Source organism: Halalkalibacter nanhaiisediminis (assembly GCF_007830185.1).
GTDB classification, from domain to species: Bacteria; Bacillota; Bacilli; order Bacillales; family Bacillaceae_D; genus Halalkalibacter; species Halalkalibacter nanhaiisediminis.
Map to the genome: position 1 here is coordinate 83,905 of NZ_VLKZ01000009.1, position 12,765 is coordinate 96,669.

General features: G+C 37.6%; 10 protein-coding genes and 2 pseudogenes. 2 read left to right on the plus strand and 10 right to left on the minus strand.

All coding sequences use genetic code 11. The annotated features are described in order from the left end of the window. Positions 1-22 precede the first annotated feature (22 nt). Positions 23-1,438, minus strand: coding sequence for a PTS system trehalose-specific EIIBC component (gene treP / locus IQ10_RS14910; protein WP_144451296.1), 1,416 nt, complete (start codon positions 1,436-1,438; stop codon positions 23-25). A 706-nt stretch (positions 1,439-2,144) separates the two neighbouring features. Between treP and IQ10_RS14915 the strand changes: the two genes are divergently transcribed. Next, positions 2,145-2,987 (plus strand): phosphatase PAP2 family protein, encoded by an 843-nt coding sequence (locus IQ10_RS14915; RefSeq protein ID WP_144451297.1) that lies wholly within the window; start codon positions 2,145-2,147, stop codon positions 2,985-2,987. A 365-nt stretch (positions 2,988-3,352) separates the two neighbouring features. Here IQ10_RS14915 and IQ10_RS14920 read toward each other — a convergent pair whose 3' ends face one another. From IQ10_RS14920 to ggt, 6 genes are all read right to left on the minus strand, one after another. After that, positions 3,353-4,663 carry a polysaccharide biosynthesis protein gene (locus IQ10_RS14920; RefSeq protein ID WP_144451298.1) on the minus strand — a complete coding sequence of 437 codons (1,311 nt, stop codon included), beginning with the start codon at positions 4,661-4,663 and terminating at the stop codon, positions 3,353-3,355. A 154-nt stretch (positions 4,664-4,817) separates the two neighbouring features. Then, positions 4,818-5,519: a pseudouridine synthase gene (locus IQ10_RS14925; protein ID WP_144451348.1), complete on the minus strand. Its 702-nt coding sequence runs from the start codon at positions 5,517-5,519 to the stop codon at positions 4,818-4,820. Between the two features lie 46 nt (positions 5,520-5,565). Next, entirely contained in the window at positions 5,566-6,837 is a 1,272-nt protein-coding gene (locus IQ10_RS14930) for an ATP-binding protein (protein ID WP_158640056.1), read from the minus strand. A 379-nt stretch (positions 6,838-7,216) separates the two neighbouring features. Continuing rightward, the gene (locus tag IQ10_RS14935) at positions 7,217-7,750 is read right to left on the minus strand and encodes a chromate transporter (protein WP_144451300.1); all 534 of its coding nucleotides are present in this window, start codon (positions 7,748-7,750) and stop codon (positions 7,217-7,219) included. Continuing rightward, positions 7,747-8,325, minus strand: a complete 579-nt coding sequence (locus tag IQ10_RS14940) for a chromate transporter (RefSeq protein WP_144451301.1) — start codon at positions 8,323-8,325, stop codon at positions 7,747-7,749. The genes IQ10_RS14935 and IQ10_RS14940 overlap by 4 nt, the downstream gene beginning before the upstream one ends. A gap of 31 nt (positions 8,326-8,356) precedes the next feature. After that, complete coding sequence (ggt, locus tag IQ10_RS14945) at positions 8,357-10,012, minus strand: gamma-glutamyltransferase (RefSeq protein ID WP_144451302.1); 1,656 nt, start codon at positions 10,010-10,012, stop codon at positions 8,357-8,359. 430 nt (positions 10,013-10,442) lie between these two features. Between ggt and IQ10_RS14950 the strand changes: the two are divergent. Then, positions 10,443-10,616, plus strand: a pseudogene (locus tag IQ10_RS14950) (acetamidase/formamidase family protein); the annotation flags it as partial. A 92-nt stretch (positions 10,617-10,708) separates the two neighbouring features. Here the strand turns inward: IQ10_RS14950 and IQ10_RS14955 are convergent. The 3 genes and pseudogenes from IQ10_RS14955 to IQ10_RS14965 form a co-directional block, all read right to left on the minus strand. Further along, on the minus strand, positions 10,709-10,903 hold the full coding sequence (locus IQ10_RS14955; protein ID WP_144451303.1) for a hypothetical protein: 195 nt from the start codon (positions 10,901-10,903) through the stop codon (positions 10,709-10,711). Between the two features lie 155 nt (positions 10,904-11,058). Next, positions 11,059-11,169: pseudogene (locus IQ10_RS14960) on the minus strand (KGG domain-containing protein); the annotation flags it as partial. Between the two features lie 241 nt (positions 11,170-11,410). Next, a complete protein-coding gene (locus IQ10_RS14965) occupies positions 11,411-12,625 on the minus strand; it encodes an MFS transporter (protein ID WP_144451305.1) in 1,215 nt (404 codons plus the stop codon). Between the last annotated feature and the right edge of the window lie 140 nt (positions 12,626-12,765).

Genomic DNA, 12,765 nt, shown 5'->3' on the forward strand with positions numbered 1-12,765 from the left:
ACCCCTTTTAATTAAAAGCTTTTTATGCTAAATCTTTTTTACGTGTTTTTGCAAATAAATATGTTAAGACAAATGGAACAACAATCGCAATGACCATACCGACTGCAAAGACTAACCATTTTCCAGGTTCAATAGAGAAGATCCCAGGAATTCCTCCAACTCCAATTGAAAGAGCCATAACAGAGTTGACCGTAATCCAGACAGCTGCGATAGCTGAACCAATAATGGCACAAATAAATGGGAAGCGATAGCGCAAGTTAACCCCAAACATCGCTGGCTCTGTAATACCTAGATAAGCTGAGATCGATGATGTTAATGAAAGACCTTTTACTTTTTCATCTTTTAAGATAAAGTACATCGCAAGAGCGGCTGAACCTTGGGCAATGTTTGATAAAGCAAGAATCGGCCATAAGAATGTACCACCGATGCTACCAATTAACTGAAGATCAACTGCTAGGAAAGTGTGATGCATTCCTGTAATAACGAGTGGAGCATAAATTGCACCGTATAGAAGTCCACCTAGAGCTGCAAAGTTACTAAAGATAGCAACAAAAATATCGGTAATGCCGCTTCCGATTGCAAACGTGATCGGACCAATGGCGATAAAAGCAATGAAACCAGTTACGAGTAAGGCAACAGGAGCAACGATTAATAGTTGGAATGAATCTGGAATGCGCTTTTTCAAGGCAATCTCAATTTTTGCTAAAACAAATGAAGCAAATAAAATCGGAAGAACTTGACCTTGGTAACCAACCTTTGCTACATCCATACCAAATAAGTTCCAGTAAGGAATTTCGCCAGCTTCTTGAGCAGCGCCGTATCCCCATGCATTTAGTAAATCTGGGTGTACAAGCATTAAACCAAGAACGATACCGAGCAGTTCATTACCACCGAACCGTTTCACTGCTGACCAACCGATCAAACCAGGTAAGAAGACAAACGCAGTATTCGCAATTAAGTTAATAATATTCGCAAAGTCAGCCCATTGTGGATACATTTCAACAATTGATTGCTCTCCGAAAATTCCTCCAGCTGTCAAAATGTTATTAATACCCATTAATAAACCAGCTGTAACGATTGCTGGAAGAATCGGAATGAAAATATCAGCAAGCGTTTTAACTGCACGTTGCAGTGGATTTAGATTTTTTTCAGCTGCCGTTTTTACTTCCTCTTTTGAAGCCTGCGTGATCCCAGCTTGAGCAGCAAGCTCTTTATATACCTTATCAACTGTCCCTTGTCCAATAACAACTTGGAATTGACCGTTTGTTGAGAAAGAGCCTTTTACGACATCGACTTTTTCAAGCGCTTCCTTATTAACCTTATTTTCATCGTGTAAAGCAAAACGAAGTCGTGTTACACAGTGTGTTGCAGAGGAGATATTTTCTTCTCCACCTATCGCAGCAAGTATCTCTTTTGCCGCTTCTTTATTTGTATTCATATTCCCTTCCCCTCTCTGTGAGCGTTTTCATTCAGACTGTAATAAAGAAGAAAAGACTATAACACTATTTATATAGAAGTGTTACGCTTTCATTATCTTGTATATACATGTTTGATTACGGTTTCATTTTAACTTGTATATACAAATTAGTCAAGCGACTATTTCGACATCTTTCGATGTTTTTCATAAAACTTCTGTTTAAAGTAAAAAAGAAAACACGCTACGATTAGCATGCCTTCTTTTAACAATCTCAATTCCTTTCATTACCTTATTTATCTTTTTAATAAGGTTTGATAATTTTTAATAAAGTCTGATCGTTTATAAAACAGTTTGATAATTTGTAATTTGATCAAAATCTTATAGTGAGAATACAGGATTTTTCTTTGTCTTTTGAGCTAATGGGGTTTGTTCAATAAATAGAGACGCCTAAAAAATTGGGTTTAAATTTCAAATTCACTATTGATATGATTCGGTATCCAGCAGGGATAAGAAAATCAATTTATTTGTATTCACTTTCTTTAACAATAATACACTCTTAGTGCAATTAGCAGAATTCCCTGGACACTAGTTCTAGTGCTGATTTAGCAAATGTTTTAAATCCTGACAGTGTAGTTCAATAAATGTTCACAAAAAACTTCATCCATATTTCACATCTTCAAAATAAAATGATTTGTGTGAACATTTTAAATGAGCTAGGAGGACTACCATGAGGAATAAACCCATTATCTCAACTTTTTTAGCAGTTTTATTCTTATTCATCTTATCTGGATGTAACTTGGAACAAGTAAATAGCGAGGAACAACCTGAAAATAAGGAACAGGGAAACGAGCAAACAAGTCACCAAGGAATGAGATGGACACATGAAAATCCTGTTACACCAACAGCAGGTAGTTGGAGAGCCCTTGAATTTAAGGATGGAAGTTCGTACAAAGTAGAAGCACCTCCTGCAAATGATTCTGCTGAGACAAAAAAAGAATTGGAAGATTTAAAAAAACTAATTGAGAGTCGCACAGAGGAAGATGTAGAATTCATTATGCATTGGCAAAACACTACCAGTCCTAACACACTTTGGCTTGCTACCACAGAAGAATTAATTCATAAATATGGATTAATGGGTCCCGAATCAGCGCGCGTTCATGCTGTCGTTTCAGGAGCAACTTATACATCCCTAACAGCGACATTCCAAGCAAAGTATGAGTATTTACGCCCGAGACCAACAGATTTAGACCCATCTATTAAATTGCCGGAGGGAATGATGGTGCCTCCGCACCCTGCTTATCCTTCAGGACATACAGCTACTGCTTGGACGGCTGCTTATATCCTGTCTTATTTCTTCCCAAATGAAAAAGCTCAATTGGAGAAAACAGCTGAAAAAGTAGCACTTTCCAGAGAACAAATGGGCATTCATTTTAAAAGTGATAATGATGCTGCTAAAACGATAGCACAAGCAGTTACAAAAGATATAATTGGAAGCTTAAAAGATGACAACGCTCCAACGCAATACACAGAAGTAAAAAACACAGGATCGAGTCACGGAGCCGGACATTAAATTAGATTAAATTACGAGTAATTGAAAACACCCCAGATTTTTAAAGTCTGGGGTGTTTTCAGCTCAACAAAATTCTATTTATGTTGCATTTGCTCTCTTAAGTTATGACACCGATACAAAATAGAAAAAACGGCATGTCTTTTTTAAACTTTAACAAGTCTTCTTCTTTAACGATTTGCAAAAAAAGATTTGTGTTCGTTAGAAAAGGAACGCATAAATGATCGATTTTTTTTATAAAAGCATTATCCGAAAATATTGCAATAGCATGTTTTGATTAATCTTTATTCAAAATGCTTTCTTAGCGTTTGTTGCCAAATTAGAGACTTCTACACCTTGTTAATCAAATATTTTTAAACAACTATACCTTATTTCAAAAGAAATAAACCGATCTTAATTTTTCGACAAATCGTTACATAATGCAGTAGTGTTAGTAAAACTGCCCCCATATTCATCCCAAGAATAATCCCGTCCATCTGCATGCTCGGTAATGCCCCTAAGAAAAACATCATCCCAAAAGAAAAAAATGTTGAGTAGAGTGCATGCACAAAGGCATCCTTCACTAAGCCAAGACCAATAAGAAACGCCTGCATCGGGATCACGAAGAAATGAAACAAAAAATATGGGACTAATAACTGTAAATATCGTACGGCAGGTGAGTTTTCAAAAAACAGACTCGTCAAAGGTTCTGCAAAAAAATAAAACACACAAACTGCTGGGAAGCCGTATGCTGCGGTAATCGCCATTACTTTACGAAGAAGAGAACGTAGCCTGGCAAGCTCCCCTTTTGAATAGGCTTCAGACACGGTTGGGATTAACACAATGAGTAAAGAGTGCGCAATGAATGCAGGAAAAAAACCGATTGCAAAAGCAACTCCTGCCAATTTCCCATATTGTGTCATTGCGAGTGACTCAATCATCCCCGCTCGTACTAAAGCTTCTTTTATTAAAAAAGGTTTAACGGCAAAGGCCGCTGCATGAAAGATACGAAGCCCTGTCGTTGGAATCGACACCTCAAGGAGGGTCTTTCGCACTTTCTTTCCTGTAAGAGCAGCCCGCGGCTTCCTCTTTAACACATTCATCTGTAAGAGAAATGAAAAAAACAAATATCCAAATACAAGTAGCTCACTCGCAACCAATGTACAAAGAGCAATAAAGATCGCAACCTCATCATCAAATGAAGCAGCTTTAAAAACAAAGAATAACAACGCTAACTGAGCAGCTCGCCGTAAAAAGTTCGCAAAGGCAATCCGTCCCATTTTTTGCGCACCCATAAAGTAGCCGCGCGCAACAGATGAAAAAGCAATGATTGGGATTAATAAAATAAATAACCAAGGAACAAGCGGATGATATCGATCAAAAACAGGTATCATCGGTAAAATCCATAGTGAGATCCCGACAAAGACAATCGTACAAATCGAAGCGAACCGCAACGCATGCATGAGCATACTACGATGAAAGATCTCTTCCTTCTCAGCTACAAATTTTGAAATCGAAATCGGTAATTCAATACTGGCAATGACTACAATAAAGACAATGGTTGGCAAGATCGACATGTATAGGCCAAGACCCTCTTCCCCAAGCTCTCTTGCCAAGACAATATTCACCAGAAACTCAATGCACTCACCAATGAAGGCGGCAATAATTAAGAGCAATGCACCTTTTAAAAATGTGTTCACGCCTTCTCACCCTCCCAGACCTGTCCATTAACTATATGAGACAAGTAGCAAGATTATGGTGAAAAAGAGGAAAGAATTCTATAGCGATGCACCGATCATTTAACAGAATAACAATTGCGAAGGCTTTAAGGTTGACTATACTTTCACCAAATGGCTAGGACGAAGTAGAGCCTAATCGTGCTTTCAATTGATTGACCTCTTCCTCTGTCAACTCCCTCCACTCTCCAGGTGCTAATCCGTCTAAACTAAAATCAAGGATTCGTATGCGTATAAGTCTTTCTACTCGGTAATCAAAAACTTTCGTCATTCTGCGTATTTGACGATTCAACCCTTGTGTGAGAACAATTGTGAATGTATCATCTGACACTCGTTCAACCTGACAAGGCAATGTCTTTTGTCCTAAAATATCCACACCTTCTGCCATCTTTTCTAAAAACCAATCAGAGAAAGGTCGATTCACGGTTACCATGTACTCCTTTTCATGCTGAAACTCTGACTTCATCAGCTTATTGACAATGTCACCGTCATTGGTCATCAATATCAGACCTTCTGATTGCTTATCAAGCCTCCCAACTGGGAAAATTCGTTCAGGAAAATCGAGAAAATCAATAATATTTCCTTCTACCTTCTTTTGAGCTGTACTAGTGATTCCAACAGGCTTATGTAGCAATAAATAAATATCACATTTCTTTCGTTTAAGAGGTTGGCCATCTAATAAGACAACACTATCTTGGTCGACCGTACTAGTATGAGTAGCATGAACACCATTTATGGTGATTCGTCCTTCTTTAATCAAGCGAACGCCTTCACGTCTTGAAATTGTACCCGTAAGGCTTAAGTGTTTTTGAATTCGTATCATAGTTGTTTCCTTTCGGGCGTTTTCTTCATTATACTCGTTAAAATTAGATATGTTGTTGTTCTTTTTGCATACTTGGTAGAATAACTACCGATACTGTTCCAACCCCAATTTCACTAGTTAGCGTAAGGCTCCCCCCTATCTCTTCGATAATACGTAAAGAAACCATCATTCCTAAACCTGTACCTTTTTCTTTTGTCGAATAAAAAAGCTTGCCGATACGATTTAATTGTTCGGTCGTCATCCCTTTTCCTGTATCACGAATCGTCACTTGGATCTTCTCATTATTTTTTTGAATCGATACGGTTACCTTTCCTTTAGGCGGTGTTGCTTCAATCGCATTTTTTATTAAGTTAATAAGAGCTTGCTTTAATTGGTTTCGATCCGTACGCACGAAAGCTTCAACAGATCGATCTAATGAAAGGTCTACATTCCCCTTAATAGCATAGGGAGTTAAAAAATGAATCATTTCTCTTGTCAGCTGACTAATTTCTACTTTTTCAATATGTTTGAATTGTGGTTTTGCAAAGTTAAGATAATCACTTATAATCTCTTCTGCTCTATGTAACTCACCGAGTGAAATCGTGTAGTAGTCTTTTTTCTTCCCTGTCTCTTCTTTTTCCATAAGTTGAAAGAAGCCTTTTACAACCGTTAGAGGATTTCGAACTTCATGGGCAATCGAGGCTGCTAATTCTCCAATTGTATTCAGCTTTTCTGAATGGTACATTTCCTCTTTCATTTTCTTTTTTTCATTCATTTCCTCAAGCAATAAAGCTCCAAAAACCATAGCAATGGCTAAAGTGATCGCATATATCCCTACATAGTAAATCGTTTCAAAATAATGACTGTACAAGTCCTTATTGTCTACTAATAGTAAAAAGGTTAATCCTAATTTAATAATGGTTGGAAAAAAAGCTACGAATATAACAAATCGTACACGCTTCCACTTAGAATTGATTTGTTTGTTATAGCGAGCAAAAAGATATGAGATGATGGCGGATACAGTAATACTTGCATAGGCAATGAATAAATGCTCCCCACCAATAAATGTGCGCATTATAAAAATAGCAATACAAACTGCCCATCCCGCTTTTGGCCCCCCATATAAAAAGGCGAGAACCATAGGCACGTAGCGCAAGTCCCAATGCAATCCAAATTCTTGATAGGAAAAACCCATACAGAGCATAGCAGCCATTATGTGCAATGCAGCTAAAACGACTGGTGAGCTTTTGCTTTTCGTTTCATCAAAAAAGAAATGAACGATTAAAATTGGAGTAAGAACAATAAGTACATGTAAGAGCAGCTTCTCAACAATCATCTGAACAAATCCCACCTCAGCAGTACGTATCCAAGAAAATACCGCCATTTAGATTAAATAACATTAAAGAAATAGTTATTCGACAATTCCCAAAAAATATCCTGCAAGATTCCAAGAAAACAAGACTTTTGATATAAACCGTTTCTTACAATTATTAAAAACCAGAAAACCTTTGTTACCATTTGACTTAAAATGAGATATTTTGTTAAGAAGGGTATGATGAAAATGAGTACCTTTATGATGAATAGGGAGAACCTCTTTTTGAAGAAAAGCTTTACGAAGAACCGATTCATGATGAATATAATTTAGATGGAGAAGAACTGACATCTAGTGAAACTGAATAAATACCAAAGGAAGCTCATCACAGCCTCCTTTGGTACTATCCCCCTAAAAAAATTGCTCCATAGCATAACCCACCGAAAATCACAAAAGCGGGATGTACCTTCAACTTTTCAAGCAAAAGATAACTAACTACTAAAAGAAAAAGAGTTTGCCAAATACCAGATCCAGCGTAAGAACTTTCAACAAATCTGAATGTTAAAACCCCTAGCAAAATTGCAATCGTTGGACGTACGAGAGCTGTCATACGTTTAACTTTGGGAGATTCTTTAAATTTATAAAGAAGTCCTAACAAGGCAATCATGAGAATCAATGAAGGTGCAACAGTCGCAAAAACGCCAATAAAAGCCCCCAAAACTCCTCCAACTTCATATCCAATATACCCAGCCATTTTTGTCGCAATTGGTCCAGGCAACGCATTCCCGAGTGCTAGTACCTCACTAAATTCTTCAACAGTCATCCACTCATAACGATCTATTACCTCATATTGGACAAGAGGAATCGAAGCAGGACCGCCACCATAGCCAACAATACCAGGGATAAAAAAGGCAAGGAAAATTTGAATATAAATCATCCGACTTCACCCCGCTTTTTCGGTGAATGATCTTCATTTTTAGAATCGGGCTTAAATAAAGCAAAAGCTAATAAGGCAGCGATCACAATGCCTGGGTGAATACCTAGCAGTTCTATAAGTAAAAAGCTAGAGGTAAGAATAAGGACGCTTCCTTTCCAACCCAGACCTTGCTTTGATTTTTTAAAAAAGTCCCACGTAAGAACTGCTAGCATCACAGCTACAACAGGGATAACCCCTTGAGTCATACCTGCTACCCACGGTTGATCTTTAAACGAGGTGAGCGTTGTTAACAACACAATCATTAACAAAATAGATGGGACAATCGAAGCTGATACGGCATTCACCATACCGAACACTCCACCAACTCGGTAGCCAATATACCCTGCCATCTTTGTGTTAATTGGTCCAGGTAACGTATTTCCTAATGCGAGTACATCACTAAATTCTTCATCACTCATCCACTTAAACGTGGATACAACTTCCTTATGAACAAGAGGAATAGCAGAAGGTCCACCTCCAAAACCTAATATCCCAGACCGGAAAAACGCGATAAAAAGATCAATTTGTGTTTTCAATCAAAATCCCCCATTTTCATTATTCAAGCATTTAATACCCCATAGCCGCCCCGTCTCCGCGCGGATCGGCCCCTCCATATTTCATCTTCGTTTCAGGATGAATCGCGATTGCACCAGCATGACCCATCACATCGGTAAACTCATCAACAACTTCAATATCATGTCCAGCATCTTTAAGCAATTGAATCGTTTTTTCTGGAACACGCGATTCGATTTTCAAGTTATTTGAACTAGCTCCCCATGTCCGGCCATACAACCATCTTGGTGCTTCAATCGCCGCTTGAATATCAAACTGGTAATCAACAATTCTAGTCACTAAAGCAGCCTGAGTTTGTGGTTGACCTTCTCCGCCCATTGTCCCGTATACAAGATATGGATTATTTTCATTAAAAAGCATGGCAGGATTTAATGTATGGAACGTTCGTTTATTTGGCTTGAGGCAATTAATATGATCACGATCTAACGAGAAGAAGCTTCCTCTATTTTGCAGTAACACTCCCGTATCTTTTGGAATAATCCCTGAACCGAAGTCGTGATAGATACTTTGAATAAAGGACACGGCATTCCCTTCTTTGTCGACAACTCCAAACCAGACTGTATCACCTTTTGGATCGAGCTGCTTTTTCATTACTTGTGATTGCTGCTGGTGAATTCGATTGGCAAGCTCCATTCCGTGTGATTTTGATAAGAGCTGATCTAGCGGAATATCGACAAAATCAGGATCCGTTAACCATTTGTCTCGATCCGCGAAAGCTTGTTTCGTTACCTCTACTAATAAATGATAATACTCAGCAGACCCTTCCTCAATTGACTGCACATCAAAGTTATTTAAAATATTTAAAATCGAAAGCGAAGCCATTCCTTGCGTATTTGGCGGCAAATTATATGCTGTGTACCCTCTATAATCGACACTGATTGGATCGACCCAATCAGAATGATGATTTTTAAAATCATTTAGGGTCAACATTCCGCCATTCACTTGAAGATCAGCTACGATTTTTTTCGCTAGCTCTCCTTCATAAAAGACCTGACTACCTTCTTCTGCTATCGCTTCTAATGTCGTTGCTAAATATGGTTGCTTCATTAACTCTCCTGCTTTATAGAGACTGTCACCTGACTTTAAAAAGGTACGCTTAAATCCATCATATCGTTGTAAATACCTAAATTGATTATCTTCCATATTTACATTTACATTGGTCCAGTATTCTTGACTTGGGGTGACTGGAAAACCATCCTTTGCATAGCTAATCGCTGATTGAAGCAGATCTTTCCAAGAGAATGTAGAGCCTACATGCTCCTTTGCATACTCATAAGCCTTATCCCAACCTGCAACCGCACCAGGGACCGTATTGGCTGATAAATAGCCTCTTACAGGAATGCTTGTGTATCCTTGTTCCTGATAAAAAGGAATTGTCGCTTCTTCCCCAGAACGTCCGCTGCTGTTAAGAGCTTTCACTTCCTTCGTCTTAGCGTTGTAAATTAGCCAAAAATTATCTCCGCCAATGCTATTCATATGAGGATACACAACAGCAATCGTCGAAGCTGCCGCAATCGCTGCTTCAACCGCATTACCACCATTCTGTAAGACATTTATTCCAGCTTGTGATGCTAAATAATGAGGCGTTGTAATCATTCCACTTGGAGCCATTGTCGTTGCTCGGTATGCATGTTTCTTTTTATCAACCATTATGTATCATCCTCTCATATTCAAAATAAACATAGTATTCAATATTCTTTTGTAAGTTATTTTAAACCATTTGGTTAACAAATGTAATGAAAATATAAAATAATATGACAAAAAGATTTTTATACTTTGAACGAGGAACGATAAAACGTGAGCCTATTCATAAAATAGATGCAAATAGCGGAAAGGATTAACTCTCTTCTATTATCAATTACTTTTTTACGTAGTTATTAAGAAAACGAATAACTGGTACTTAAACCATTATTTCATAATAACGAAAGCGATTACTCAACTATAAAACGTGGAGGTTTTCACAATGAAGGCAAAACAAACGGTATATGTAAATGAATTTACCAATGGAATCCATGATCCAAACAAAGAGATGTTAGGCCCTGTTCAAGACGGCGTTCATATTATTTTATTGCAAACACCACTTGGTATTACCGTTCCCGAAGTGATGAACCGAGCAACAATAACAGGATCTATTGAAATTGGTCGTCACCCAGGTGTTGTCACTATTACCTTCTTAGCACCTACTCATTATTTAGATAAAGTAGGATTAACTGAACTAATTAAAGAACAATATCAGCGTTCGCTTGATTCATAATCTCTAAAAATAAGAAGGGTAAGGAAGACCTATCGCAAATCTTCCTTACCCTTCTTATTATTATTTCTTTCATTTATTTCTCTTTTTAAAAACTATGAAATCACTATTGAACGATTTTTACTTTCCTTTTTTGGTGCCTTTAAAGACCTGTAATAATCTAACTCTTCATCTGTTAACGTATAGCTTTTTACTTCTCCATACGTGTAACTAGTTGAGGTAACTGTTTTTGAGACAGCTTTTCCACGTACACCAATTTTATTTGAAGCACCATAATATGTTTTAAACATTCCATTCACATCCTTGATGAATTTATTTGAATGTCTTTTTCCCATATTAATCAATCTTTAAACCGTGTTCTATATTTAAATCAAACCTCGTTATTCAGATTTAAGGTTCATAAAATAAAAAAGCGTCTGAGAGTAGACGCTTTTTTATTTCGTTAATTCGATTGAGATTGTTCTCCACCTTTTTGACCAATCTCTTGGTAAAACTCTTTATCATGATTTTTACTTGTTTGTTCTCCGCCTCTTCTACCTGCTTCTTCACGACTCATTCTCTGATTATTAGTTTCCTGTGTCGTTTCCGTTATTGTTGTTGTTTTGTGCCATTTTAAAAAACCTCCTTTGTTAAGTTATTTATGTTATACCTTATACTCTCAACCAAACTCTTTTAAGATGTAATAGTTTATAGAAAAACCGATTATATTCATTATTCAAAAAACATACTACTATTTCCTGAAAAATCTTAAAGAGAAATCTCTTTACGAATTTTGATTTCACTTATGCAGTGAGCTGCTAACCAATGTTCCCTTGATGCAAGCCTGTTTGATCCTGTATTCTCGAGAGAACGAACATACTGATTGGCGCAATGAGTGTCACGAGACCTATCACAGTAAATCCTGCCCCCCAGTTAAAATGGTCAAGTACAATCCCAAAGACCATAGGAGACACAATCGTAAAGCTAAAACCAATGACAGATTGAACACCGAGAGCAATTCCTAACACTTGCGGGTCTGCGACTTCTGTAATGGAGACATTGTAGACAGGAGAATCAGCCACAATCGCAAAGCCATAAATAGTACAAATGAACACCATCAACCAAATCGGGATTACAGTAAGCCAGCCAATTGTTAATGAACAAATGATACTAATCATTAAAAAGAGATTGATGGCCTTAATGCGACCAATTCTATCTGACAAGCGCCCTCCACTAAACGTCGCAATCCCCCCGACCATTATGACTAGCGCCCCCAAAATATTGCCATAGCGAATCGCATCTATATGAGAAAATCCTTGAACGAGAAAATAATAAACGAGAAATGGTCCAATCCAAGCCCACATCGCGTACAGTTCCCAGCAATGACCCCCGTACCCTGCATTGATAAGCAGATTTGGCTTTCGAAATACTTTTTTTAATATACGCCACTGTAATGGATTCCCTTGAAGTTTGATATTATTCGGAATAGCTGAAAATTGCACAATAACAGCAGCCACAATTGCTAAACAGGATGTAACCAAGACAACACCTGACCAACCTAATTGCACGATCAAAAGCCCAGATAATAACAAAGAACTTCCTGATCCAACAACAAGTGATCCTACATAAATCCCAATGGCTTGCCCCCTTTTCTGTGGAGGGTATAATTCAGCAAGCATCCGCATGCCTGGAACATAAATGCCAGCAATCCCAATTCCAGAAATTGCTCGCAACAGCACTGCCGACCAAAAACCATCAGCCAAAAAACTAAACAAAATTCCTGCGATACCAGCAAGAAAAGCACCAAATACAAAAGAATATTTTGGATTGTATTTATCACTTAAAAAACTATAGAAAATTACAGCGCCAACATAACCAATATGAAAAAAAGCGATAATCATCCCTGACTCCGTTGCCGTCAAGCGCCATTCTTGTTCTAAAACAGGCAGAACTGCTGAAAAATTAAACCACACTTGCATCGCTAAAAACTGAGCTATTGATAGCGTCCAAAGGATCCGAACTGGGTTTGTCATCCTATCAATTCCTTTCGTTTACATAACAGTATAAAATAAAAAATAAAAAAATGTCGAAATATTTTAATAATAAGAAGGAGAACGCTTACATAATGAAGAATAGGTAATGTAAGCTTTCTTACTAAAAGAAAGTAAAGATA